This window comes from Pseudomonas sp. HC1(2025), assembly GCF_058742075.1.
The window spans coordinates 2,264,148-2,290,575 of the sequence record NZ_CP196017.1 but is presented as its reverse complement, the minus strand read 5'-3'; the positions used below and the strand labels follow the sequence as shown (position 1 = coordinate 2,290,575).

23 protein-coding genes are annotated in these 26,428 nt (G+C 60.5%); 17 read left to right on the top strand and 6 right to left on the bottom strand.

Annotated elements, in window-relative coordinates:
• Positions 1-59: 59 nt before the first annotated feature.
• The 17 genes from ACSSVH_RS10260 (at position 60) to nuoN (ending at position 20,037) form a co-directional block, all read left to right on the top strand.
• Positions 60-1,229: a ribosomal protein uL16 3-hydroxylase gene (locus ACSSVH_RS10260; RefSeq protein ID WP_029293370.1), complete on the top strand. Its 1,170-nt coding sequence runs from the start codon at positions 60-62 to the stop codon at positions 1,227-1,229.
• Positions 1,222-1,644: a GNAT family N-acetyltransferase gene (locus ACSSVH_RS10255; protein WP_169954348.1), complete on the top strand. Its 423-nt coding sequence runs from the start codon at positions 1,222-1,224 to the stop codon at positions 1,642-1,644. Before ACSSVH_RS10260 ends, ACSSVH_RS10255 begins: the two co-directional genes overlap by 8 nt.
• A gap of 237 nt (positions 1,645-1,881) precedes the next feature.
• The gene (locus ACSSVH_RS10250; RefSeq protein WP_432755485.1) at positions 1,882-2,607 is read left to right on the top strand and encodes a secretin N-terminal domain-containing protein; all 726 of its coding nucleotides are present in this window, start codon (positions 1,882-1,884) and stop codon (positions 2,605-2,607) included.
• A 508-nt stretch (positions 2,608-3,115) separates the two neighbouring features.
• Positions 3,116-4,441 carry an isocitrate lyase gene (gene aceA, locus ACSSVH_RS10245; protein WP_003219577.1) on the top strand — a complete coding sequence of 442 codons (1,326 nt, stop codon included), beginning with the start codon at positions 3,116-3,118 and terminating at the stop codon, positions 4,439-4,441.
• 658 nt (positions 4,442-5,099) lie between these two features.
• Positions 5,100-5,513: an NADH-quinone oxidoreductase subunit A gene (locus tag ACSSVH_RS10240; RefSeq protein ID WP_003219575.1), complete on the top strand. Its 414-nt coding sequence runs from the start codon at positions 5,100-5,102 to the stop codon at positions 5,511-5,513.
• 10 nt (positions 5,514-5,523) lie between these two features.
• Positions 5,524-6,198, top strand: a complete 675-nt coding sequence (locus ACSSVH_RS10235; RefSeq protein WP_012724951.1) for a NuoB/complex I 20 kDa subunit family protein — start codon at positions 5,524-5,526, stop codon at positions 6,196-6,198.
• 71 nt (positions 6,199-6,269) lie between these two features.
• A complete protein-coding gene (nuoC, locus tag ACSSVH_RS10230; RefSeq protein WP_090402815.1) occupies positions 6,270-8,054 on the top strand; it encodes an NADH-quinone oxidoreductase subunit C/D in 1,785 nt (594 codons plus the stop codon).
• Between the two features lie 2 nt (positions 8,055-8,056).
• Positions 8,057-8,554 (top strand): NADH-quinone oxidoreductase subunit NuoE, encoded by a 498-nt coding sequence (nuoE, locus tag ACSSVH_RS10225; RefSeq protein ID WP_492634445.1) that lies wholly within the window; start codon positions 8,057-8,059, stop codon positions 8,552-8,554.
• Positions 8,551-9,906 (top strand): NADH-quinone oxidoreductase subunit NuoF, encoded by a 1,356-nt coding sequence (nuoF, locus tag ACSSVH_RS10220; RefSeq protein ID WP_169954350.1) that lies wholly within the window; start codon positions 8,551-8,553, stop codon positions 9,904-9,906. Before nuoE ends, nuoF begins: the two co-directional genes overlap by 4 nt.
• A gap of 135 nt (positions 9,907-10,041) precedes the next feature.
• The gene (gene nuoG / locus ACSSVH_RS10215; protein ID WP_492634444.1) at positions 10,042-12,756 is read left to right on the top strand and encodes an NADH-quinone oxidoreductase subunit NuoG; all 2,715 of its coding nucleotides are present in this window, start codon (positions 10,042-10,044) and stop codon (positions 12,754-12,756) included.
• On the top strand, positions 12,753-13,760 hold the full coding sequence (nuoH, locus tag ACSSVH_RS10210; RefSeq protein WP_017737147.1) for an NADH-quinone oxidoreductase subunit NuoH: 1,008 nt from the start codon (positions 12,753-12,755) through the stop codon (positions 13,758-13,760). Before nuoG ends, nuoH begins: the two co-directional genes overlap by 4 nt.
• An 11-nt stretch (positions 13,761-13,771) precedes the next feature.
• Positions 13,772-14,320, top strand: coding sequence for an NADH-quinone oxidoreductase subunit NuoI (nuoI, locus tag ACSSVH_RS10205; RefSeq protein WP_003174725.1), 549 nt, complete (start codon positions 13,772-13,774; stop codon positions 14,318-14,320).
• A 9-nt stretch (positions 14,321-14,329) separates the two neighbouring features.
• Positions 14,330-14,833 (top strand): NADH-quinone oxidoreductase subunit J, encoded by a 504-nt coding sequence (gene nuoJ, locus ACSSVH_RS10200; protein WP_017476146.1) that lies wholly within the window; start codon positions 14,330-14,332, stop codon positions 14,831-14,833.
• A 2-nt stretch (positions 14,834-14,835) separates the two neighbouring features.
• Positions 14,836-15,144 (top strand): NADH-quinone oxidoreductase subunit NuoK, encoded by a 309-nt coding sequence (gene nuoK / locus ACSSVH_RS10195; RefSeq protein WP_003219560.1) that lies wholly within the window; start codon positions 14,836-14,838, stop codon positions 15,142-15,144.
• Positions 15,141-16,994: an NADH-quinone oxidoreductase subunit L gene (gene nuoL, locus ACSSVH_RS10190; protein WP_029293339.1), complete on the top strand. Its 1,854-nt coding sequence runs from the start codon at positions 15,141-15,143 to the stop codon at positions 16,992-16,994. Before nuoK ends, nuoL begins: the two co-directional genes overlap by 4 nt.
• A 39-nt stretch (positions 16,995-17,033) precedes the next feature.
• Positions 17,034-18,566: an NADH-quinone oxidoreductase subunit M gene (gene nuoM, locus ACSSVH_RS10185; protein WP_029293337.1), complete on the top strand. Its 1,533-nt coding sequence runs from the start codon at positions 17,034-17,036 to the stop codon at positions 18,564-18,566.
• 7 nt (positions 18,567-18,573) lie between these two features.
• The gene (gene nuoN / locus ACSSVH_RS10180) at positions 18,574-20,037 is read left to right on the top strand and encodes an NADH-quinone oxidoreductase subunit NuoN (RefSeq protein WP_029293335.1); all 1,464 of its coding nucleotides are present in this window, start codon (positions 18,574-18,576) and stop codon (positions 20,035-20,037) included.
• Positions 20,038-20,270: 233 nt separating this feature from the next.
• Here nuoN and ACSSVH_RS10175 read toward each other — a convergent pair whose 3' ends face one another.
• The 6 genes from ACSSVH_RS10175 to ACSSVH_RS10150 are packed head-to-tail and all read right to left on the bottom strand — an operon-like array spanning position 20,271 to position 26,200.
• On the bottom strand, positions 20,271-22,013 hold the full coding sequence (locus ACSSVH_RS10175) for an ABC transporter substrate-binding protein (RefSeq protein ID WP_169954352.1): 1,743 nt from the start codon (positions 22,011-22,013) through the stop codon (positions 20,271-20,273).
• A gap of 38 nt (positions 22,014-22,051) precedes the next feature.
• Positions 22,052-22,324: a DUF2160 domain-containing protein gene (locus tag ACSSVH_RS10170; RefSeq protein WP_029293327.1), complete on the bottom strand. Its 273-nt coding sequence runs from the start codon at positions 22,322-22,324 to the stop codon at positions 22,052-22,054.
• A 10-nt stretch (positions 22,325-22,334) separates the two neighbouring features.
• Positions 22,335-23,135, bottom strand: coding sequence for a carbohydrate ABC transporter permease (locus ACSSVH_RS10165; protein WP_017735079.1), 801 nt, complete (start codon positions 23,133-23,135; stop codon positions 22,335-22,337).
• Positions 23,136-23,145: 10 nt separating this feature from the next.
• Positions 23,146-24,012 carry a carbohydrate ABC transporter permease gene (locus ACSSVH_RS10160; protein WP_029293322.1) on the bottom strand — a complete coding sequence of 289 codons (867 nt, stop codon included), beginning with the start codon at positions 24,010-24,012 and terminating at the stop codon, positions 23,146-23,148.
• The gene (locus ACSSVH_RS10155) at positions 24,009-25,106 is read right to left on the bottom strand and encodes an ABC transporter ATP-binding protein (RefSeq protein ID WP_492634443.1); all 1,098 of its coding nucleotides are present in this window, start codon (positions 25,104-25,106) and stop codon (positions 24,009-24,011) included. The genes ACSSVH_RS10160 and ACSSVH_RS10155 overlap by 4 nt, the downstream gene beginning before the upstream one ends.
• A complete protein-coding gene (locus ACSSVH_RS10150; RefSeq protein ID WP_169954354.1) occupies positions 25,106-26,200 on the bottom strand; it encodes an ABC transporter ATP-binding protein in 1,095 nt (364 codons plus the stop codon). Before ACSSVH_RS10150 ends, ACSSVH_RS10155 begins: the two co-directional genes overlap by 1 nt.
• Positions 26,201-26,428 lie beyond the last annotated feature (228 nt).

Below are 26,428 nucleotides of genomic sequence, written 5' to 3'. Positions count from 1 at the left end.
CGGCAGCGCCGGGCGTTTTTATTCCCGTCTGAAAAGTGCTTTTTTTCAATAGGTTACACATGAATCCTGATATTCCTCTTCAACTTCTGGGCGGCATCACGGCACGGGAATTCCTGCGCGACTACTGGCAGAAAAAACCGCTGCTGATCCGCCAAGCCATCCCTGATTTCGAAAGCCCGATCGACGCCGACGAACTGGCCGGCCTGGCGCTGGAAGAAGAAGTCGAGTCACGCCTGGTGATCGAGCACGGCGAGCGCCCATGGGAACTGCGCCGCGGCCCGTTTGCCGAAGACGCCTTCAGCACCCTGCCAGAGCGCGAGTGGACCCTGCTGGTGCAGGCGGTCGACCAGTTCGTACCGGAAGTGGCCGAGTTGCTGGAGCAGTTCCGCTTCCTGCCAAGCTGGCGCATCGACGACGTGATGATCAGCTTTGCCGCCCCCGGTGGCAGCGTAGGCCCACACTTCGATAACTACGATGTGTTCCTGCTGCAAGCCCAGGGCAAGCGCAACTGGAAGATCGGCCAGATGTGCAGCTCGGAAAGCCCGCTGCTGCAACACGCCGACCTGCGCATCCTCGCCGAATTCGAAGAGAGCGCCGAATGGGTGCTGGAGCCGGGCGACATGCTCTACCTGCCGCCGCGCCTGGCGCACTTTGGCATCGCTGAAGATGACTGCATGACCTACTCGGTAGGCTTCCGCGCACCGAGCGCCGCTGAAGTGCTGACCCATTTCACCGACTTCCTCAGCCAGTACCTGACAGATGAGGAGCGCTACACCGACGCCGACGCCCAGCCTGTCAGCGACCCGCACCAAATCCAGAGCGACGCCCTCGACCGCCTGAAAAGCCTGCTGGCCGAGCACATGAGCGACGAACGCATGCTGCTGACCTGGTTCGGCCAATTCATGACCGAGCCACGCTACCCGGAACTGGTCGCCGGCCCTGAAGAGCTGGCGCAGGATGAAGTCATCAGCAGCCTGGAAGACGGTGCAGTCCTGATCCGCAATCCGAGCGCACGCCTGGCCTGGTCGGAAGTGGACGACGATGTACTGCTGTTCGCCAGCGGCCAGAGCCGTTACCTGCCGGGCAAACTGCGCGAGCTGCTGAAGCTGATCTGCGCGGCCGACGCCCTGCACGTCGACAACCTGGGCCCGTGGCTGGCCGATGAAGATGGCCGCGACCTGCTGTGCGAACTGGTCAAGCAAGGAAGCCTGGGGTTTGCCGATGAATAAAATTCACGTAAGTGTCGCAGACTGGCAAAAGGATATCGCCGAGATCCGGCGCATTCGTGAAGCGGTATTTATCGCTGAGCAATCGGTTCCACCTGAGCTGGAATGGGACGCAGACGACGCCGGGGCCATGCATTTCCTCGCATTCGAAGGCGACTTTCCGATTGGCACTGCGCGTCTGCTACCCAGCGGTGAGATCGGTCGCGTTTCGGTCCTCAAGGACTGGCGCGGGCTGAAAGTCGGCGACAAGCTGATGGAAGCGGTGATCGGCCAGGCCGAAAAACGCGGCCAGACCCGGCAGTTCCTCAGCGCGCAGGTGTATGCCGCGCCGTTCTATGAGCGGTTGGGGTTCAAGATCGTCAGCGGGGAATTCCTGGAAGTCGGGATTCCCCATGTTGATATGGAGCGCGAGGGTTGATTTAAGACCATGGCGCGACCATCGCAGGCAAGCAAGCTCCCACATTCGACCGCGCATGCCTCGAGCGACGCAGTCGGTGTGGGAGCTGGCTTGCCTGCGATGACGATATCAGCAACACCCAAAAAGGCCCTGCCATCCCCGATGCCAGGGCCTTTTGCCGTCTACGATTCAACTCGCGCCCCTCCGGGCCGATAAACTGGCACCATCAAGCCCAAATGACTTGCAGAGATAACGGACATGTCCCTACGCACCCTAGTCGCCAGCCTGCTCATGGCCGCCAGCTTTTCAGCAATGGCAGCCACTGAAGTCGTACCCCTGAACAACCGCACCAGCGCCGACCTGTTACCCGTGGCGCAGAATTTCATTGGCAAGGACGGCACGGTCAGCGCCTACGGCAATCAACTGATCGTGAATGCCGAACCCGACAAGATCCAGGGCCTGCGCGCCCTGCTCACACAGCTGGACACCCCGTCCAAGCGCCTGTTGATCACCGTCGACACTAATGAGAACAATCAGCAGGCCAACCGCCAGGTCATTACCTACAGCACCGAAAGCCGAGAGGGCGGGGTCCAGCAGATCCAGGCCAGCGAAGGTGTGCCCGCGCTGATCCAGGTGGGCCAGAGCGTCCCCCTGACCACCACCCAGCCCGACGCCTACGGCCGCCCGCAAAACCAGACCCAGTACCGCAACGTCACCCAGGGCTTCTACGTGACCGCCAGCGTCACCGGCGAGACCGTGCACCTGAGCATCAGCACCAATCGTGACCGCATGAGCCAGGAACGTCCTGATGTAGTGAACGTGCAAAGTACCGACACAACCGTCAGCGGGCGCCTGGGCGAGTGGATCACCCTGGCCGGCATCAATCGCCAGACCCAGGCCGACAAACAGGGCACAACCCGCACCTACTCGACCCAGGGCCGGGATGACCTGACAGTGCGGGTCAAAGTCGAGACCTTGAACTGAAGCACCAAAAACTGACTGATTAGTCGTATTAGACCAAAGATGTAGTGCCATAAAAAAAGCACTACAAAACATTTGACGATCCAAAAAAGCATGGGCATGATGGCCTCGCTCCCGCTAATCAGGGGCCCTGGCAAGGGCCTTCGGATCGTCGCTCCAAGTTACCCACCTGAGCCGATTCGTGTCTGTACCGCCCACAAGGCGTGTTTGACGAGGTTGCGACTGGAACGAAGTTGTCCCGAGGGACGGAAGCTAACCAGGTAACCCGGCAACACACTGATGGATCGTACCAAGGCCCACGACGCCCGAAGACTGTTCTCGGTTCGCCTCTACCTGCTCACTTTCTCCCTTGAGCCTATCGTTCATCCCGTCGCCTTCCCCGCCAAGCCAAACTTGACCGCCTAAGCTTCTGGTCAGCGAGCAGCCATAACCACGCACTGAATACGTGGCTGGCAAACGGAATTTTCAACCCAGTAGTTTTTCCACAAAAGACGCGACGAGGTTTTTCCCCATGGCACTGACACGCGAACAGCAAATTGCAGCCCTTGAAAAAGACTGGGCTGAAAACCCACGCTGGAAAGGCGTGACTCGCGCTTACTCCGCTGCTGACGTCGTCCGCCTGCGCGGCTCGGTTCAACCTGAGCACACCTTTGCAAAACTGGGCGCCGAGAAGCTGTGGAAGCTGGTTACCCAGGGCGCCAAGCCGTCCTTCCGCCCCGAGAAAGATTTCGTCAACTGCATGGGCGCCCTGACCGGCGGCCAGGCTGTGCAACAAGTCAAGGCCGGTATCCAGGCGATCTACCTGTCCGGCTGGCAAGTGGCTGCGGACAACAACTCCGCCGAGTCCATGTACCCTGACCAATCGCTGTACCCGGTGGACTCCGTGCCAACCGTGGTCAAGCGCATCAACAACTCGTTCCGCCGCGCCGACCAGATCCAGTGGAAAGCCGGTAAAGGTCCGGGCGACGAAGGCTACATCGACTACTTCGCGCCAATCGTGGCGGACGCCGAAGCCGGTTTCGGTGGCGTACTGAACGCCTACGAGCTGATGAAAAGCATGATCGAGGCAGGCGCCGCCGGCGTGCACTTCGAAGACCAACTGGCTTCCGTGAAAAAATGCGGCCACATGGGCGGCAAGGTTCTGGTTCCGACCCAGGAAGCCGTACAGAAGCTGACCGCTGCCCGCCTGGCAGCTGACGTAGCCGGCACGCCGACCATCATCCTGGCCCGTACCGACGCCAACGCCGCTGACCTGCTGACTTCGGACTGCGACCCGTACGACCAGCCGTTCGTGACTGGCGAGCGCACCCAGGAAGGTTTCTACAAGGTGCGCGCAGGCCTGGATCAAGCCATTGCCCGTGGCCTGGCCTACGCGCCGTACGCCGACCTGATCTGGTGCGAAACCGCCAAGCCAGACCTGGACGAAGCCCGTCGCTTCGCCGAGGCGATCAAGAAGGAATACCCGGACCAACTGCTGTCCTACAACTGCTCGCCGTCCTTCAACTGGAAGAAGAACCTGGACGACGCGACCATCGCCAAGTTCCAGCGCGAACTGTCCGCCATGGGCTACAAGCACCAGTTCATCACCCTGGCCGGCATTCACAACATGTGGCACAGCATGTTCAACCTGGCGCACGACTACGCCCGCAACGACATGACTGCCTACGTGAAGCTGCAGGAGCAGGAATTCGCTGACGCCGCCAAAGGCTACACCTTCGTGGCGCACCAGCAGGAAGTGGGCACTGGCTACTTCGACGACATGACCACCGTGATCCAGGGCGGCACCTCGTCCGTGACCGCGCTGACCGGTTCGACCGAAGAAGAACAGTTCCACTGAGTAAACTGAGTACACGGCCATTGCGGGCCCGATAGAAAGCTAACCGCAGTGCCGCACGATCTGACGCCCCGACTGGTTCGGGGCGTTTTTTTTGCCTGAAAAATCGCTCCGGACCCAGTGAAGATCAAAATGTGGGAGCGGGCTTGCTCGCGATGGCGATATGTCAGTCAAGAAAGTGCTGGCTGACACACCGCTATCGCGAGCAAGCCCGCTCCCACAATGAAAATGCGCTCAGCCTGGCGTTTTTTGCGCAAAACCTTGATCCAGAGCGGTATTCGCCCAGAAAAAATCAGTTAAAAGTTGCGCGCTGGCAACTTGCGCCAAACGGGCAAGTAACAACAACTTTCCCTGCGCCCCGCTCATTATCCGCTTAAAACTCTTGCAAACAATATTCATTATCATTTAGAGCAATAAAACTTCGTTACACCCTAAACAAAACACAATTGATTAAAATCAAGCTAATGCCCGCAGCGTCTGGGCTACAGCCCCATAAAGGTGCACTATGTCCTTATTTCAGCGAATAATTTAGCTACAGGAATTTTACTTGCTAGGTGTTTAGCCATAAAATCACCGCGATTGATTGCGCTGCGACATATCGTCACTGCGTCGTTACTTTTTCGAGCTCAGAGACCTTTGCTCTCTGTTAAGGATTTCCAGCATGACCGAAGCGACAGGACTCATGGCCCACAACTGGGGCTTTGCCATTTTCCTCCTCGGTGTTGTCGGCCTCTGCGCCTTCATGCTCGGTGTCTCCAGCCTTCTCGGGTCAAAAGCCTGGGGCCGCAGCAAAAACGAACCGTTCGAGTCCGGCATGCTACCTACAGGTGGCGCCCGCTTGCGGCTCTCAGCCAAATTCTATCTGGTCGCGATGTTGTTCGTGATCTTCGATATCGAAGCCCTCTTTCTCTTTGCCTGGTCTGTGTCCGTCCGCGAAAGCGGCTGGACCGGATTCGTCGAAGCCCTCGTTTTCATAGCAATTCTGTTGGCAGGCCTTGTCTACCTATTTCGAGTGGGCGCCCTTGACTGGGCTCCGGAAGCTCGTCGCAAGCGGCAAGCGAAGCTGAAACAATGAGGCTTTGGCGATGCAATACAATCTCACCAGGATCGACCCGGATGCTCCTAACGATCAGTACCCCATCGGCGAACGGGAAACCGTCTCCGATCCGTTAGAAGACCAAGTCCACAAAAACATCTACATGGGCAAGCTGGAAGACGTGCTGAGTGGCGCGGTCAACTGGGGGCGCAAGAATTCCCTGTGGCCGTACAACTTCGGCCTTTCGTGCTGCTACGTGGAAATGACCACCGCCTTCACGGCGCCCCACGACATCGCGCGCTTTGGCGCCGAAGTTATCCGGGCATCACCGCGCCAGGCGGATTTCATGGTTATCGCCGGCACCTGCTTTATCAAGATGGCGCCGATCATCCAGCGTCTCTACGAGCAAATGCTCGAGCCGAAGTGGGTTATCTCCATGGGTTCGTGCGCCAACTCCGGTGGCATGTACGACATCTATTCCGTAGTTCAGGGGGTGGACAAGTTCCTGCCTGTGGACGTTTACGTGCCTGGCTGCCCGCCCCGCCCTGAAGCTTTCCTGCAAGGCCTGATGCTGTTGCAGGAATCGATTGGCAAGGAGCGTCGCCCACTGTCCTGGGTCGTCGGCGATCAAGGCGTGTACCGCGCCGAGATGCCTTCGCAAAAGGAACAGCGCCGCGAACAGCGAATCGCAGTCACCAACCTGCGCAGCCCCGACGAAGTCTGATCCAGCCCGCTTCTTTTATAGAACGAAAACCTGGCCTCATTCTTTACGTTGACCGAAAGCGATAAAAAACCATGACTACAGGCAGTGCTCTGTATATCCCGCCTTATAAGGCAGACGACCAGGATGTGGTCGTCGAACTCAATAACCGTTTTGGCCCTGACGCCTTCACCGCCCAGGCCACACGCACCGGTATGCCGGTGCTGTGGGTGGCGCGCGCCAAGCTCGTCGAAGTCCTGACCTTCCTGCGCAACTTGCCCAAGCCGTACGTCATGCTCTATGACCTGCATGGCGTGGACGAGCGTCTGCGCACCAAGCGCCAGGGGCTGCCGAGCGGCGCCGACTTCACCGTGTTCTATCACCTGATGTCGCTGGAACGTAACAGCGACGTGATGATCAAGGTCGCCCTCTCGGAAAGCGACCTGAGCATCCCGACCGTGACCGGTATCTGGCCGAACGCCAGCTGGTACGAGCGTGAAGTCTGGGACATGTTCGGGATCGACTTCCCGGGCCACCCGCACCTGACGCGCATCATGATGCCGCCGACCTGGGAAGGTCACCCGCTGCGCAAGGACTTCCCTGCCCGCGCCACCGAATTCGATCCGTTCAGCCTCAACCTGGCCAAGCAGCAGCTTGAAGAAGAAGCCGCGCGCTTCCGTCCGGAAGACTGGGGCATGAAGCGTTCCGGCACCAACGAGGACTACATGTTCCTCAACCTGGGCCCGAACCACCCTTCGGCCCACGGTGCCTTCCGTATCATCCTGCAACTGGACGGCGAAGAAATCGTCGACTGCGTGCCGGACATCGGCTACCACCACCGTGGTGCCGAGAAGATGGCCGAGCGCCAGTCCTGGCACAGCTTCATCCCGTACACCGACCGTATCGACTACCTCGGCGGCGTGATGAACAACCTGCCGTACGTGCTCTCGGTCGAGAAGCTGGCGGGCATCAAGGTGCCAGACCGCGTCGACACCATCCGCATCATGATGGCCGAGTTCTTCCGGATCACCAGCCACCTGCTGTTCCTGGGTACCTATATCCAGGACGTCGGCGCCATGACCCCGGTGTTCTTCACCTTCACCGACCGTCAGCGTGCGTACAAGGTCATCGAAGCCATCACGGGCTTTCGCCTGCACCCGGCCTGGTACCGCATCGGCGGCGTGGCCCACGACCTGCCGAACGGCTGGGAGCGCCTGGTCAAGGAATTCATCGACTGGATGCCCAAGCGTCTGGACGAGTACCAAAAGGCTGCGCTGGACAACAGCATCCTCAAGGGCCGGACCATCGGCGTCGCTGCCTACAACACCAAAGAGGCCCTGGAATGGGGCGTCACCGGTGCTGGCCTGCGATCCACCGGTTGCGACTTCGACCTGCGCAAGGCGCGCCCGTACTCCGGCTATGAGAACTTCGAGTTCGAAGTTCCGCTGGCAGCCAATGGCGATGCCTACGACCGTTGCATCGTGCGCGTCGAAGAAATGCGCCAGAGCCTGAAAATCATCGAGCAATGCATGCGCAACATGCCGGCAGGCCCGTACAAAGCGGATCACCCGCTGACCACGCCGCCGCCAAAAGAGCGCACCCTGCAGCACATCGAGACCCTGATCACGCACTTCCTGCAAGTCTCGTGGGGCCCGGTGATGCCGGCCAACGAGTCCTTCCAGATGATCGAAGCGACCAAGGGTATCAACAGTTATTACCTGACGAGCGATGGCGGCACCATGAGCTACCGCACCCGGATTCGTACCCCAAGCTTCGCCCACTTGCAGCAGATCCCTTCGGTGATCAAAGGCGAGATGGTCGCGGACTTGATTGCGTACCTGGGTAGTATCGATTTCGTTATGGCCGACGTGGACCGCTAAGCATGAACAGCACGCTTATCCAGACAGACCGTTTCACCTTGAGTGAAACCGAGCGCTCGGCCATCGAGCACGAGCTGCATCACTACGAAGACCCGCGCGCGGCGTCGATCGAAGCCTTGAAGATCGTTCAGAAGGAACGTGGTTGGGTGCCCGACGGCGCCCTCTACGCCATCGGCGAGATCCTCGGCATCCCGCCCAGCGATGTGGAAGGCGTGGCGACGTTCTACAGCCAGATCTTCCGCCAGCCGGTCGGCCGCCACATCATTCGCGTGTGCGACAGCATGGTCTGCTATATCGGCGGCCACGAGTCAGTGGTCGACGCGATCCAGAGCAAGCTGGGCATCGGCCTAGGCCAGACCACTGCAGACGGGCGCTTCACGCTGCTGCCGGTATGCTGCCTGGGCAACTGCGACAAAGCGCCGGCGTTGATGATCGACGACGACACATTCGGCGACGTGCAGGCCTCTGGCGTCACCCAATTGCTCGAGGGCTACCCATGACCCTGACTTCCTTTGGCCCGGCCAACCTGATCAAGCGTTCGGCCGAAACCCACCCGCTGACCTGGCGCCTGCGTGACGACGGCGAGCCTGTATGGCTTGACGAGTACCAGGCCAAGAACGGTTACGCCGCTGCGCGCAAAGCCTTTGCCGACATGGCTCAGGACGATATCGTCCAGACCGTGAAGGACGCTGGCCTCAAAGGTCGCGGCGGCGCAGGCTTCCCCACGGGTGTGAAGTGGGGACTGATGCCAAAAGATGAATCCATCAACATCCGTTACCTGTTGTGTAACGCCGATGAAATGGAGCCCAACACCTGGAAAGACCGCATGCTGATGGAGCAACTGCCCCATCTGCTGATCGAAGGCATGCTGATCAGCGCCCGTGCGCTGAAAACCTACCGGGGCTACATCTTCCTGCGGGGCGAATACACCACCGCCGCCAAACACCTGAACCGTGCCGTGGCCGAAGCCAAGGCCGCAGGCCTGTTGGGCAAGAACATCCTCGGTTCGGGTTTTGACTTCGAGTTGTTCGTGCACACCGGCGCCGGGCGTTACATCTGCGGTGAAGAAACCGCACTGATCAACTCCCTCGAAGGCCGCCGCGCCAACCCGCGCTCCAAGCCGCCCTTCCCCGCCGCCGTTGGCGTGTGGGGCAAGCCTACGTGCGTGAACAACGTCGAGACCCTGTGCAACGTGCCGGCGATCATCGCCGACGGCGTGGACTGGTACAAATCCCTGGCCCGCGAAGGCAGCGAAGACATGGGCACCAAGCTCATGGGCTTCTCCGGTAAGGTCAAGAACCCTGGCCTGTGGGAACTGCCATTCGGCGTGACCGCCCGCGAGCTATTCGAGGACTACGCCGGCGGCATGCGCGACGGCTACACCCTCAAGGCCTGGCAGCCAGGCGGCGCCGGCACCGGTTTCCTGTTGCCCGAGCACCTCGACGCACAGATGTATGCCGGTGGCATCGGCAAGGTGGGCACCCGGATGGGTACCGGCCTGGCGATGGCGGTGGACAACACCGTGAACATGGTCTCGCTGCTGCGCAACATGGAGCAGTTCTTCGCTCGCGAATCCTGTGGTTTCTGCACCCCGTGCCGCGATGGCTTGCCGTGGAGCGTCAAGCTCCTGATGGCGATCGAGAAAGGCGAAGGCCAGCCGGGGGATATCGAAACCCTGCTGGGCCTGGTCGGTTTCCTCGGCCCTGGCAAGACCTTCTGTGCTCACGCACCGGGCGCCGTGGAGCCACTGGGCAGCGCAATCAAGTACTTCCGCTCGGAGTTCGAAGCCGGCATCGCGCCCAAAAGCGCCGCCGTCCCGCCTCTGGCAAAGCCGATCGTAGTCGGCGCGTAACGCTTCAATAGGCGAAGGGTCCGTGCCCTTCGCCTTGTCATGTGCTGACGCCGTGAAGGCTGTGTTGATGCACATGAATAACAAGATTCCATTAGCCACGCCCGCTGACAACGGGCCAACGAAGAACTTTGAACCATGGCCACTATCCACGTAGACGGCAAAGCGCTCGAAGTCGATGGGGCGGACAACCTGTTACAGGCGTGTCTGTCACTAGGCCTCGACATCCCTTATTTCTGCTGGCACCCCGCGCTTGGTAGCGTCGGTGCCTGTCGCCAGTGTGCGGTCAAGCAGTACACCGACGAAAACGACACCCGTGGTCGTATCGTCATGTCCTGCATGACGCCGGCCACCGACAACACCTGGATTTCCATCGACGATGATGAGTCCAAGGCGTTTCGCGCCAGCGTTGTCGAATGGCTGATGACCAACCACCCCCACGACTGCCCGGTCTGTGAGGAAGGCGGTCACTGCCACCTGCAAGACATGACGGTGATGACCGGCCACAACGAGCGCCGTTATCGCTTCACCAAGCGTACCCACCAGAACCAGGACCTCGGCCCGTTCATTTCCCACGAAATGAACCGCTGCATCGCCTGCTATCGCTGCGTACGCTTCTATAAAGACTACGCCGGCGGCACCGACCTGGGCGTATTCGGCGCCCATGACAACGTGTACTTCGGGCGCGTTGAAGATGGCGTCCTGGAAAGCGAGTTCTCCGGCAACCTCACCGAGGTCTGCCCGACCGGTGTGTTCACCGACAAGACTCACTCCGAGCGCTACAACCGCAAGTGGGACATGCAGTTCTCGCCGAGCATCTGCCATGGCTGCTCCAGCGGTTGCAACATCTCCCCGGGCGAGCGCTACGGCGAACTGCGTCGCATCGAAAACCGCTTCAACGGTTCGGTCAACCAGTACTTCCTGTGCGACCGTGGCCGCTTCGGCTATGGCTACGTCAACCGCGAAGACCGTCCTCGCCAGCCATTGCTGGCCGATGGCGCCAAGCTAAGCCTGGACGAGGCGCTGGACAAAGCCGCCGACCTGCTGCGCGGGCGCAACATCGTCGGTATCGGTTCGCCACGCGCCAGCCTCGAAAGCAACTACGCGCTGCGTGAACTGGTGGGTGCCGAGCACTTCTACAGCGGTATCGAAGCCGGCGAGCTGGAGCGTATCCGCCTGGTCCTGCAGGTGCTCAATGACAGCCCGCTGCCAGTGCCGAACATGCGCGACATCGAAGACCACGACGCAATCTTCGTGCTCGGTGAAGACCTGACCCAGACCGCCGCGCGTATCGCGCTGTCCCTGCGCCAGTCGGTCAAAGGCAAGGCCGAAGAAATGGCCGACGCCATGCGCGTACAGCCTTGGCTCGACGCTGCGGTGAAAAACATCGGCCAGCACGCGCTGAACCCGCTGTTTATCGCAAGCCTTGCCGAAACCAAGCTCGACGATATCGCTGAAGAATGCGTGCACGCAGCACCTGACGACCTGGCCCGTATCGGTTTCGCCGTGGCCCACGCCCTCGACGCCAGCGCCCCTGCCGTCGAAGGCCTGGACGCAGAAGCCGTGGCCCTGGCCCAGCGTATTGCCGACGCGCTGCTCGCGGCCAAGCGTCCTTTGATCATTGCCGGTACCTCGTTGGGTTCCAAGGCGCTGATCGAAGCCGCCGCCAACATCGCCAAGGCCCTCAAGCTGCGCGAGAAGAACGGCTCCATCAGCCTGGTCGTGCCGGAAGCCAACAGCCTTGGCCTGGCCATGCTCGGTGGCGAGTCCCTGGACAGCGCCCTGCAAGCGGTGATCGACGGCAGTGCCGACGCCATCGTGGTGCTGGAAAACGACCTGTACACCCGCACCGATGCGGTCAAGGTCGATGCCGCGCTGAGTGCTGCCAAAGTGCTGATCGTCGCCGATCACCAGAAGACCGCGACAAGCGACCGTGCCCATCTGGTCTTGCCAGCCGCAAGCTTCGCCGAAGGCGACGGGACCCTGGTCAGCCAGGAAGGCCGCGCCCAGCGCTTCTTCCAAGTGTTCGATCCGAAGTACATGGACGCCAGCATCCTGGTTCACGAAGGCTGGCGCTGGCTGCACGCCCTGCGCGCAACCCTGCTGAACCAGCCGATCGACTGGACCCAGCTCGACCACGTCACCGCAGCCGTCGCCGCGAGCGCACCGCAACTGGCGCGTATCGTCGACGCCGCACCGTCCGCCGCGTTCCGTATCAAGGGCATGAAGCTGGCCCGTGAACCGCTGCGTTATTCCGGGCGTACCGCCATGCGTGCTGATATCAGCGTGCACGAACCGCGTACCCCACAAGACAACGACACCGCGTTCGCCTTCTCCATGGAAGGTTACTCGGGTTCGGTCGAGCCCCGTCAGCAGGTGCCGTTTGCCTGGTCGCCGGGCTGGAACTCGCCGCAGGCCTGGAACAAGTTCCAGGACGAAGTCGGTGGTCATATCCGCGCTGGCGACCCGGGCACCCGCCTGATCGAAAGCACTGGTGATTCGCTGAACTGGTTCGCTGCAGTACCGCGCCCGTTCAACCCGGCCCAGGGCACCTGGCAGGTTGTGCCGTTCTTCCACCTGTTCGGCAGCGAAGAGACCTCTTCCAAGGCCGCGCCGGTGCAACAGCGCATTCCCGCCGCCTACGTATCCGTGGCCAAGTCCGAAGCCGATCGCCTGGGCGTCAACGACGGTGCCCTGCTGAGCTTGAACGTAGCCGGCCAGACCCTGCGTCTGCCGCTGCGCATCAACGACGAGCTGGGTGCTGGCCTGGTTGCACTGCCAAAAGGCCTCGCCGGGATTCCTCCTGCGATCTTTGGCCAAACCGTTGACGGTCTGCAGGAGGCAGCGCAATGACCTGGTTCACCCCTGAAGTGATCGACGTGATCATCTCGGTCGTCAAGGCCATCGTGATCCTGTTGGCCGTGGTCGTCGCGGGCGCCCTGCTCAGCTTCGTCGAACGTCGCCTGCTGGGCTGGTGGCAGGACCGTTACGGTCCGAACCGCGTTGGCCCATTTGGTATGTTCCAGATCGCCGCCGACATGCTGAAAATGTTCTTCAAGGAAGACTGGACCCCGCCGTTTGCCGACAAGGTGATCTTCACCCTGGCGCCGGTCGTGGCCATGAGCGCCTTGCTGATCGCCTTCGCGATCATCCCGATCACCCCGACCTGGGGCGTGGCGGACCTGAACATCGGCTTGCTGTTCTTCTTCGCCATGGCCGGTTTGTCGGTCTATGCGGTGCTGTTCGCCGGCTGGGCCAGTAACAACAAGTTCGCCCTGCTGGGCAGCTTGCGGGCCTCGGCCCAGACTGTGTCCTACGAAGTGTTCATGGGCCTGGCGCTGATGGGCATCGTGGTGCAGGTGGGCTCGTTCAACATGCGCGACATCGTCGAGTACCAGGCTCAGAACCTGTGGTTCATCATTCCGCAGTTCTTCGGCTTCTGTACCTTCTTCATCGCTGGCGTGGCCGTGACTCACCGTCACCCCTTCGACCAGCCGGAAGCGGAACAGGAACTGGCCGACGGCTACCACATCGAATACGCCGGCATGAAATGGGGCATGTTCTTCGTCGGTGAGTACATCGGCATCATCTTGATCTCGGCCCTGCTGGTCACGCTGTTCTTCGGCGGCTGGCACGGTCCGTTCGGCATCCTGCCGCAGTTGGCGTTCTTCTGGTTCTTCCTGAAGACCGCGTTCTTCATCATGTTGTTTATCCTGCTGCGCGCTTCCATTCCGCGCCCACGATACGACCAGGTGATGGATTTCAGCTGGCGCTTCTGCCTGCCGCTGACCCTGATCAATTTGCTGGTGACTGCTGCCGTTGTGTTGTTGAACACGCCAGCGGGCGCGGTTCAGTGAGGATTTGACCCATGTTCAAATATATTGGCGACATCGTTAAGGGTACCGGTACCCAGTTGCGAAGCCTGGTGATGGTGTTCGGTCACGGCTTTCGCAAACGCGACACCCTGCAATACCCGGAAGAAGCGGTGTACCTGCCGCCGCGCTATCGCGGCCGGATCGTACTGACCCGCGACCCCGATGGCGAAGAGCGTTGCGTAGCCTGCAACCTGTGCGCCGTGGCGTGCCCGGTTGGCTGTATCTCCCTGCAGAAAGCTGAAACCGAAGACGGTCGCTGGTACCCGGACTTCTTCCGCATCAACTTCTCGCGCTGCATTTTCTGCGGCCTCTGCGAGGAAGCTTGCCCGACCACCGCGATCCAGCTGACACCGGATTTCGAGATGGCCGAGTTCAAACGTCAGGACCTGGTGTACGAGAAAGAAGATCTTTTGATCTCTGGTCCCGGTAAAAACCCTGATTACAACTTCTATCGTGTTGCAGGTATGGCCGTTGCCGGTAAGCCGAAAGGCGCCGCACAAAACGAAGCCGAGCCGATCAACGTGAAGAGCTTGCTGCCTTAAGGAAGAAAGATGGAATTCGCTTTCTATTTCGCATCGGGTATTGCAGTGGTGTCCACGCTTCGCGTGATCACCAACACCAACCCCGTGCACGCCCTGCTCTACCTGATCATTTCGCTGATCGCCGTGGCCATGACCTTTTTCAGCCTCGGCGCACCGTTCGCCGGTGTGCTGGAAGTGATCGCCTACGCTGGCGCCATCATGGTGCTGTTCGTGTTTGTGGTGATGATGCTCAACCTGGGGCCGGCTTCGGTCGCCCAGGAACGCGTCTGGCTCAAGCCCGGCATCTGGCTTGGCCCGGTGATCCTGGCAGCGCTGCTGCTGGCTGAACTGCTGTATGTGCTGTTCGCTCACCAGAGCGGTCAGGCCATCGGCCACACCACCGTAGACGCGAAAGCCGTGGGCATCAGCCTGTTCGGCCCGTACCTGCTGGTGGTCGAACTGGCTTCGATGCTGCTGCTCGCGGCAGCCATCACCGCCTTCCACTTGGGCCGCAACGAAGCCAAGGAGCAATGACGATGCCTGCTATCCCTTTGGAGCATGGTCTGGCGGTCGCCGGCATCCTGTTCTGCCTTGGCCTGGTCGGCCTGATGGTTCGCCGCAACATTCTGTTCGTGTTGATGAGCCTGGAAATCATGATGAACGCTGCCGCACTGGCCTTCATCGTTGCGGGCAGCCGTTGGGGCCAGCCGGATGGGCAAGTGATGTTCATCCTGGTGATCAGCCTGGCAGCCGCCGAGGCCAGTATTGGCCTGGCGATCCTGTTGCAGCTGTATCGTCGCTTCCACACGCTTGATATCGACGCTGCCAGTGAGATGCGCGGATGAACATGATCTTTCTGACTTTCGTATTTCCCCTGATCGGTTTCCTGCTGCTGTCGTTCTCCCGTGGACGCTGGTCGGAAAACCTCTCGGCCCTGGTCGGCGTGGGTTCCATTGGCCTGTCGGCGATTGTCGCCGCCTACGTCATCTGGCAGTTCAACGTGGCGCCGCCCGAAGCCGGTCACTACACCCTGGTGCTTTGGCAATGGATGGCGGTCGAGGGCTTCAAGCCTGACTTTGCCCTCTACGTCGACGGCCTGTCGATCACCATGCTCGGCGTGGTGGTGGGCGTGGGTTTCCTGATCCACCTGTTCGCGTCTTGGTACATGCGCGGTGAGGCCGGTTATTCGCGCTTCTTCGCCTACACCAACCTGTTTATCGCCAGCATGCTGTTCCTGGTGCTGGGCGATAACCTGTTGTTCCTGTACTTCGGCTGGGAAGGCGTGGGCCTGTGCTCGTACCTGTTGATCGGTTTCTACTACAGCAACCGCAACAACGGGAACGCGGCCCTCAAGGCCTTTGTCGTGACCCGGATCGGCGACGTGTTCATGGCCATCGGCCTGTTCATCCTGTTCCAACAGGTGGGCACGCTGAACATCCAGGAACTGCTGGTGCTGGCACCGCAGAAATTCCAGGTCGGCGACTTCTGGATCACCCTGGCGACCCTGATGCTGCTGGGCGGCGCTGTCGGTAAATCGGCGCAACTGCCACTGCAAACCTGGCTGGCAGACGCCATGGCCGGTCCTACCCCGGTGTCGGCACTGATCCACGCCGCCACCATGGTGACCGCCGGTGTCTACCTGATCGCCCGTACCCACGGCCTGTTCACCCTGGCGCCGGAAATCCTGCACCTGGTGGGCCTGGTGGGCGGCGTGACCCTGGTGCTGGCCGGCTTCGCCGCGCTGGTGCAGACCGACATCAAGCGGATCCTCGCCTACTCGACCATGAGCCAGATCGGCTACATGTTCCTGGCCCTGGGCGTCGGCGCCTGGGACGGCGCAATCTTCCACCTGATGACCCACGCCTTCTTCAAGGCCCTGCTGTTCCTTGCGTCCGGTGCGGTGATCGTTGCCTGCCACCACGAGCAGAACATCTTCAAGATGGGCGGCCTGTGGAAGAAACTGCCGTTGGCCTACGCCAGCTTCATCGTCGGTGGTGCCGCGCTGGCAGCCCTGCCACTGGTGACCGCAGGTTTCTACTCCAAAGACGAAATCCTCTGGGAAGCCTTTGCCAGCGGTAACCAGGGCCTGCTGTACGCCGGTCTGGTTGGCGCGTTCATGACCTCGCTGTACACCTTCCGCCTGATCTTCATCACATTCCATGGTGAAGCCAAGACCGAAGCCCACGCAGGCCACGGCATTTCCCACTGGCTGCCGCTGTCGGTGCTGATCATCCTGTCGACCTTCGTCGGCGCCATGATCACTCCGCCACTGGCTGGCGTACTGCCACAAAGCGTCGGGCATGCCGGCGGCGACGCCAAGCACAGCCTGGAAATCGCCTCGGGCGCCATCGCCATCGCCGGTATCCTGCTGGCGGCCATGTTGTTCCTCGGCAAGCGTCGCTTCGTGACCGCCGTGGCCAACAGTGGCATTGGCCGCTTCCTTTCGGCCTGGTGGTTCGCCGCGTGGGGCTTCGACTGGATCTACGACAAACTGTTCGTCAAGCCTTACCTTGCGATCAGCCATGTACTGCGCAAAGACCCGCTCGACCAGACCATCGGTTTGATCCCGCGTGCCGCCAAGGCCGGCCACACCGCCCTGAGCCGCACCGAGACCGGCCAATTGCGTTGGTATGCAGCTTCCATGGCGGCCGGTGCCGTGTTGGTGATCGGCGCCATCGTAGTGGTAGCGGTCTGATATGAACTTTGCGAACTTGCGAAAGGAAACGAGCCCGTCATGATTCTGCCCTGGCTAATCCTGATCCCCTTTATCGGCGGCCTGCTCTGCTGGATGGGCGAGCGCTTCGGCGCTACCCTGCCCCGCTGGATTGCGTTGCTGACCATGTCCCTGGAACTCGCACTCGGCCTCTGGCTGTGGGCCCATGGCGACTATTCATTTGCTCCGGCACCGGGTGTCGATCCAACCTTCGCGCTTGAATTCAAGCACGTCTGGATCGAACGCTTCGGCATCAACGTGCACCTGGCCCTCGATGGCCTGTCGCTGTTGATGATCCTGCTGACCGGCCTGCTGGGTATCCTCTCGGTACTCTGCTCCTGGAAAGAAATCGAGCGTCACGTGGGCTTCTTCCACCTGAACCTGATGTGGATCCTGGGCGGCGTTGTCGGCGTGTTCCTTGCGCTGGACCTGTTCATGTTCTTCTTCTTCTGGGAAATGATGCTGGTGCCGATGTACTTCCTCATCGCGCTCTGGGGTCACAGTTCTTCGGACGGCAAGAAAACCCGGATCTACGCGGCGACCAAGTTCTTCATCTTCACCCAGGCTTCCGGCCTGATCATGTTGGTGGCGATCCTGGGCCTGGTCCTGGTCAACTTCAACAACACCGGCGTGATTACCTTCAACTACGCCGACCTGTTGAAAACCAAGATGTCGATGACCACCGAGTACATCCTCATGCTCGGTTTCTTCATCGCCTTCGCGGTGAAACTGCCGGTGGTGCCGTTCCACTCCTGGTTGCCTGACGCTCACGCCCAGGCGCCCACCGCAGGTTCCGTGGACCTGGCCGGTATCCTGTTGAAGACGGCGGCCTATGGCCTGCTGCGTTTCGCCCTGCCGCTGTTCCCGAATGCTTCGGCCGAGTTCGCGCCGATTGCCATGACCCTGGGCCTGATCGGGATCTTCTACGGTGCGTTCCTCGCCTTCGCACAAACCGACATCAAGCGCCTGATTGCCTTCTCGTCCGTTTCCCACATGGGTTTCGTACTGATCGGCATCTACTCCGGCAGCCAACTGGCGTTGCAAGGCGCGGTGATCCAGATGCTGGCTCACGGTGTTTCGGCAGCCGCACTGTTTATCCTCAGTGGCCAACTGTACGAGCGCCTGCACACCCGTGACATGCGTGAAATGGGCGGCATCTGGTCGCGTATCGCCTACTTGCCGGCGATCAGCCTGTTCTTTGCAGCCGCCTCCCTGGGCTTGCCGGGCACCGGTAACTTCGTCGGTGAGTTCCTGATCCTGATGGGCAGCTTCGTCAGTGCGCCATGGATCACCGCGATCGCCACCTCCGGCCTGGTGTTCGGTTCGGTGTACTCGCTGATCATGATCCACCGTGCGTACTTCGGCCCGACCAAGTCGGACGCCGTCCTCAAAGGGATGGATGCTCGCGAACTGATCATGGTGCTCGGCCTTGCGGTATTGCTGGTGTATATCGGCGTGTATCCGCAACCGTTCCTCGACACCTCTGCCGCCACGATGCATGGCGTGCAGCAGTGGTTGAGCACCGCCTTCACTCAACTCGCTTCGGCCCGGTAAGAGCGCTATGGAATTCACGATCCAACACTTTATCGCGCTTGCGCCGCTGCTGATTACCAGCCTCACCATTGTGGTGGTGATGCTGGCAATCGCCTGGCGCCGCAATCACTCACAGACGTTCCTGCTGTCCACCGCAGGCCTGAACCTGGCCTTGCTGTCGATTATCCCGGCACTCAAGGTAGCCCCGCTGGCGGTGACCCCGCTGGTCATGATCGATGACTTCGCGCTGCTGTACACCGCGTTGATCTTGGTTGCGACACTGGCCTGCGTCACCCTTGCCCACGCCTACCTCGGCGAGGGCGGCACCGGCTACCCGGGCAACCGCGAAGAGCTGTACCTGCTGATCCTGCTGGCTGCAGCCGGCGGTATCGTGCTGGTCAGCGCGCAGCACCTGGCCGGCTTGTTCATCGGCCTGGAACTGCTGTCGATCCCGACCTACGGCCTGGTGGCCTACGCCTTCTTCAACAAGCGCTCCCTGGAAGCCGGCATCAAGTACATGGTGCTGTCGGCCGCAGGTTCCGCGTTCCTGTTGTTCGGTATGGCCTTGCTCTACGCCGAAGCCGGCAGCCTGAGCTTCAGCGGTATCGGTCACGCCCTGGCCACCACCAGCATGCCTGCGCCAATCGCCCAACTGGGCCTGGCCATGATGCTGATCGGCCTGGCGTTCAAGCTGTCGCTGGTACCCTTCCACCTGTGGACCCCGGACGTGTACGAAGGCGCCCCGGCGCCGGTAGCCGCGTTCCTGGCTACCGCGTCGAAGGTTGCAGTGTTTGCGGTGATGGTGCGTCTGTTCCAGATCTCCCCTGCCGCCAACACCGGCGTACTCAGCGACGTACTGACCGTGATCGCCATTGCGTCGATCCTGTTCGGTAACCTGCTGGCCCTGACCCAGAACAACCTCAAGCGTCTGCTGGGTTACTCGTCCATCGCGCACTTCGGCTACCTGCTGATCGCCCTGGTGGCGAGCAAGGGCCTGGCGGTGGAAGCCATCGGCGTGTACCTGGTCACCTACGTGATCACCAGCCTCGGCGCGTTCGGCGTGATCACCCTGATGTCCTCGCCTTACAAAGGCCGTGACGCCGACGCCCTGTACGAATACCGCGGCCTGTTCTGGCGCCGTCCGTACCTGACCGCCGTACTGACCGTGATGATGCTGTCCCTGGCTGGTATCCCGCTGACCGCAGGCTTTATCGGCAAGTTCTACATCGTCGCGACCGGTGTCGAAGCCCACGAATGGTGGCTGGTGGCATCCCTGGTACTGGGCAGCGCCATCGGCGTGTTCTACTACCTGCGCGTGATGGTCACCCTGTACCTGATCGAGCCAAACCTGCGCCGTGTGGACGCCGAACTGCACTGGGAACAGAAAGCCGGTGGCGTGATGCTGCTGGCCATTGCCCTGCTGGCGTTTTTCCTGGGTGTCTACCCACAACCGTTGCTCACCCTGGTGCAGCATGCGGTGATGGCGGGTTGATCGCTTAGGCTCAAGCAGTAAACAGAACGGCACCCTTGGGTGCCGTTTTGCGTTTCTGGGGGCAGATATGCGGTGCCACTGGCGTCGCCATCGCGGGCAAGCCCGCTCCCACATTGATCCGGCTCCATCATGAGAATACGGTCAAGTGTGGGAGCGGGCTTGCCCGCGATGGCGGCAGCAGCGACACCAAAAAAAACGGCACCTCACGGTGCCGTTGTGCTATCTGCCCTACCTCACTTACGTGCCGCCTCCCAGGACTTGAGCAAGTCGGCATAGTTGACGGTTTCACCCTTGGGCTTTTCGTTCGCCAGTTTCGGCTTGGGCGCGCCCGGCTGATCGAACCAGTACTGGGCATCACGCTCGGGGTTCATCTTCGGCCCACAGATCGGCTGCACCTTGGAGCGTTCCAGGCGCGTCATGATGGCGTCCTGGTCCTTGGCCAGGCCATCCAGCGCCTGTTGCGGGGTTTTCTCGCCGCTGGCGGCTTCCGAGATGTGGCTCCACCACAGTTGGGCCAAGCGTGGATAGTCCGGCACGTTGGTGCCGGTCGGCGTCCATTGCACCCGCGCCGGGCTGCGATAGAACTCCACCAGGCCGCCGAGTTTCGGGGCCAGGTCGGTCATGGCCTGGGAGTTGATGTCCGATTCGCGGATTGGCGTCAGGCCGACGATGGTTTTCTTCAAGGACACGGTTTTCGACGTAACGAACTGCGCATACAGCCAGGCCGCCAGTTTTTGCTTCTCAGGCGTGGATTTGAGGAAGGTCCAGGAGCCCACGTCCTGATACCCCAGCTTCATGCCCTCCTCCCAATACGGACCGCGGGGCGACGGTGCCATGCGCCACTTCGGCGTGCCATCGGCGTTCATCACTGGCAGGCCGGGTTTGGTCATGTCGGCGGTAAAGGCGGTGTACCAGAAGATCTGCTGGGCGATGTTGCCTTGGGACGGCACCGGCCCGGATTCGGAGAAGGTCATGCCCGCCGCTTCCGGTGGCGCATAGGCGCGCATCCAGTCGACATACTTCTGCGTGGCAAACACCGCGGCCGGGCCGTTGGTGTCGCCGCCACGGGTCACGCTGGAACCCACCGGGTGGCAGTCCTCGACCCGAATCCCCCACTCGTCCACCGGCAAGCCATTGGGCAAGCCCTTGTCGCCGCCTCCAGCCATGGAGAACCAGGCATCGGTAAAGCGCCAGCCCAGGGACGGATCCTTCTTGCCGTAGTCCATATGGCCGTACACGCGCTTGCCGTCGATTTCCTTGACGTCTTCGCTGAAGAACTTGGCGATATCTTCATAGGCCGACCAGTTCACCGGCACGCCCAGCTCATAGCCGTATTTCTCCTTGAACTTGGCCTTGAGGTCGGCCCGCTCGAACCAGTCGGCGCGGAACCAGTACAGGTTGGCGAACTGCTGGTCGGGCAACTGGTAGATCTTGCCGTCCGGCGCAGTGGTAAACGAAATGCCGATAAAGTCCTTGAGGTCCAGGGTCGGCGAGGTGAAGTCCTTGCCTTCATTGGCCATCAGGTCGGTGATGGATTCGGTCTTGCCATAGCGAAAGTGCGTACCAATCAGGTCGGAATCGTTGACCCAGCCGTCATAGATGTTCTTGTCCGACTGCATCTGGGTCTGCAGTTTTTCCACCACGTCACCTTCCTGCAGCAGGTCGTGGGTCAGCTTGATCCCGGTGATTTCACTGAAGGCCTTGGCCAGTACCTTGGATTCGTACTCGTGGGTGGTGAGGGTTTCCGACACCACATTGATCTTCATCCCACGAAACGGCTCGGCGGCCTTGATAAACCACTTCAACTCTTCAAGTTGCTGGGCTTCGCTGAGGGTGGACGGTTTGAACTCGCTGCCGATCCATTTTTTCGCGGCATCTTCATAGGCATCGGCCCAGGCTGCAGCACTCAGGCCGCTGAGTGCCAAAACCGCGGCCAATGAAATGCTATGTCGCAGCTTATTGTTTTTATCGAACATAGAGACCTCCTGGTTGGGATCAAAAGGGATGCCTGTGGCTATCCCCAACGCATCACAGACAACAGCCACACCACAGACAGCGCGGACGCCACCCAGATGCTCCAGCCGGTTACGCCAATCACCAGCAGATGCAGGTAGGCGCTCCCGAGAAGACCGATAAACAGGCGATCACCACGGGTGGTGCTGATCGGTAACAAACCGCGCCGAGGGATGCTCGGCGAGCGCAATTCCCACGTGGTCATGCCCGCCAGCAACAGGGCAATCGCCGCAAAAAACAGCGCAGTCGGGGTGGTCCAGGCCATCCATTCCATCATCGTTTCCTCAGACCCGGCCGAGGGCAAAGCCCTTGGCCACATGGTTGCGCACAAACCAGATCACCAGCATGCCCGGCAGGATGGTCAGCACCCCGGCGGCCGCCAGCACGCCCCAGTCAATCCCCGAAGCGGACACGGTGCGGGTCATCACGGCGGCAATCGGCTTGGCATTCACGGACGTCAGGGTGCGCGCCAGCAGCAGCTCGACCCAGGAAAACATAAAGCAGAAAAACGCCGTGACACCGATCCCCGAGCCAATCAGCGGGATAAAGATCTTCACGAAAAACTTCGGAAAGCTATAGCCATCGATGTAAGCCGTTTCGTCGATCTCCTTGGGCACCCCGGACATAAAGCCTTCCAGGATCCACACCGCCAGCGGCACGTTGAACAAGCAGTGGGCCAGGGCCACGGCGATATGGGTATCGAACAGGCCGATGGACGAATACAGCTGGAAAAACGGCAGCAGGAACACCGCCGGCGGCGCCATGCGGTTGGTCAGCAACCAGAAGAACAGGTGCTTGTCGCCCAGGAAGCGGTAACGCGAAAACGCGTAGGCCGCCGGCAGTGCCACCGTCAGGGAAATCACGGTGTTCAGGCTCACGTAGTACAGCGAGTTCAGATACCCGGTGTACCAACTGGGGTCGGTGAAGATCACCTTGTAGTTGGCCAGGGTGAAGTCCTGCGGAAACAGCGTCAGGCCGCCGAGGATTTCGGTGTTGCTCTTGAAGGACATGTTCAGCAGCCAGTAGATCGGCACCAGCAGGAACAGGATGTAGATCAGTAGCGGAATGACCTTGCGCTTGCTCATGTTGGCGACCTCAGCGGTTGGCGTCGGAGTGGGTCATGGCGGTGTAGAACAGCCAGGACACCAACAGGATGATCAGGAAATACACCAGGGAAAACGCGGCTGCAGGCCCCAGGTCGAATTGCCCTACCGCCATCTGGGTCAAGGTCTGACTGAGGAAGGTCGTTGCGTTACCCGGCCCGCCTCCCGTCAGGACAAACGGCTCGGTATAGATCATGAAACTGTCCATGAAGCGCAGCATCACCGCGATCAACAGCACGCTCTTCATCTTCGGCAACTGGATATGTCGGAAAACCGCCCAGGCCGATGCCCGATCAATCCGCGCAGCCTGGTAGTACACATCCGGTATGGCCCGCAGCCCCGAGTAGCACAGCAGCGCCACCAAAGAGGTCCAGTGCCATACATCCATCACCAGCACCGTGACCCAGGCGTCCATGGTGTTGGCGGCATAGTTGTAGTTGATGCCCATGGCATTCAGGCTCGACCCCAGCAGGCCGATATCGGCACGGCCAAAAATCTGCCAGATGGTGCCGACCACGTTCCACGGGATCAGCAGCGGGATGGCCATCACAATCAGTACCAAGGACGACCAGCGGCCCTTGGTGGGCATGGTCAGGGCGATGGCAATGCCCAGCGGGATCTCGATCAGCAGCACACACGCGGAATAGATGAACTGGCGCAACAGCGAGTCATGCAGGCGCGGGTCCAGCAATACCTGCTTGTACCAATCGGCCCCGACGAAATAGCGGCTGGACTGGTCGAAAATGTCCTGCACCGAGTAGTTGACCACAGTCATCATCGGGATCACCGCACTGAACGCCACCAGCAGGAACACCGGTAACACCAGCCACCAGGCCTTGTTGTTCTGCACCTTGTTCATGGGCGCGCCTCCAGCAGGTAATCATCGGCATACACCATCAACCACTGCGCCGGGAAGCTGATCGACGCCCGCCCTTCGGGCACCGGTTTGTCTTCGGCCAGGCGCACCTTCAAGGGCGCGCCGTCGAGGTTGAGGGTCAGGATCTTGTAGGTGCCCAGGTCTTCGACATGCATGACCTCGGCCTGCAACGCGTCGGGATTGGGCTCATCCCACACATGAATGAACTCGGGACGTATGCCGACCTGGAGTTTCTTGTAGTCCTTTTCCGATATCTGCCGTTGCTGCACTTCGGACAACGCCAGATGTGTCCCGGCAAACCGCACCCCACCGGCATCGGCCTGCACCTCAATCAGATTCATTCCAGGGCTGCCGATGAAATAGCCGACAAAGGTATGGCTGGGACGCTCGAACAACTCCCGTGGGGTGCCGAACTGCACAATCTGCCCGCCGTACATCACCGCGATCTTGTCGGCAAAGGTCGAGGCCTCCAACTGATCGTGGGTGACGTAGACCATGGTGATATTGAACTGCTCATGGATCTGCTTGAGCTTGCGCCGCAGTTTCCACTTCAGGTGCGGGTCGATCACCGTCAGCGGTTCGTCGAACAGGATCGCCGACACGTCATCGCGCACCAGGCCACGGCCCATTGAGACCTTTTGCTTTTCATCGGCACTGAGGTTGCGGGCTTTTTTACCCAGCAGGTTCTGCAGGTCGAGCACCTCGGAAATTTCCTGCACCTTGCTGTGCACTTTCGCCTCGGCCATGCCCTGGTTGCGCAGGGGGAATGCCAGGTTATCGAACACCGTCATGGTGTCGTAGACCACCGGGAACTGGAACACCTGGGCGATATTGCGCTTTTCCGGGGTGAGGTCATTCACCACCTTGCTGTCGAACAGCACCTGGCCTTCCGAAGGGCTGAGCAGGCCGGAGATGATATTGAGCAGGGTTGATTTGCCACACCCCGAAGGACCGAGCAATGCGTAGGCACCGCCCTGCTCCCAGATGTGGTTCATTTCGCGAATGGCGTAGTCTTCAGGCCCTGTGGGTGTAGGGCTGTAGCTATGCGCCAGGTTCTGCAAATGGATCTCGGCCATCAGGCAACCCTCGCGACACGGCGCCCGGGAGCCTGGACCAAACGACCCTGGCCATCGAACACAAACAGTTTATGGGTCGGTATGTAGATGCGGATCGGCGCATCCACGTCGTACTCGTGTACTCCCGGTAGGTGCAACACCAGCAAAAAATGCTCGCTGCGCACATGCAGGAAGGTTTCCGAGCCGCTGATCTCCGCAACTTCCACGGTGACCGCCAGTTCCAGGTCATCGTCGTTGCTGGGCACCAGGCTGATATGGCTGGGACGCACGCCAAAACGGAACTCGCCCTCGCCGACCGGCCGCAGGTCTACGTTCAACGGGAAGTGCACATCGTTGGCGAAACTCACTTCGTTGCCGCTGATGCGCCCCGGCATCAGGTTGATCGGCGGCTCGGAAAACAGCTCGGCGGCCAGCACGGTCTGCGGTTGGTGATAGACCTCGGCGGCCTTGCCGCTCTGGATCACCCGGCCTTCGTGGAGGATGGTGGTGGTGCCACCCAGCGCCAGTGCCTCGTTGGGTTCGGTGGTGGCATAGATGGCAATGGTGTTGCGGGCCTTGAACAACTCACGCATTTCCTGACGCAGCTCTTCGCGCAGTTTGTAGTCCAGGTTCACCAGGGGCTCGTCGAACAAAATCAGTTCGGCATCCTTGACCAGCGCCCGAGCCATGGCCGTGCGTTGTTGCTGGCCACCGGACAGCTCCAGGGGATGACGTTGCAGGAACTTGTCGATGCGCAGCATCTTCGCGGTTTCCAGCACTTTGCTGTGGATCAGCTCGCTGCTCACCCCGGCCTGGCGCAGCGGCGAGGCGATGTTCTCGAACACGGTCATGGTCGGGTAGTTGATGAACTGCTGGTACACCATCGACACATTGCGCAAGCGCACCGGCTTATGGGTGACGTCGACGCCGTTCATCAGGATGCGCCCGGCATCAGGCTTGTCCAGGCCGGCCATCAGGCGCATCAGGCTGGTCTTGCCGGACAGCGTACGGCCCAGCAACACATTGAAAGAGCCAGCTTCAAAGCGCAGGTTGGCGTCGTCGATCCAGGTCTGGCCTTCGACGACACGGGTCACATGTTCCAGGGTCAATGACATGACACGCCCTTTTTCTTATTGGAATTGTTCTTCCAGGGACAGAGCCAGTTTCGTGCCAATAATAAAAAGTGTTGATTTACCAGCGACTTGAGCAAAACCAGTGCTCAGTGCTGAACAGAAATGAACATTCACAACTGAACAATTGAACAACCAGCGGGTTGACAATGAACAGTTCTGAACAACACTGAGTAAGCCCAGTAAAACCGTTCAACCTGTGGGAGCTGGCTT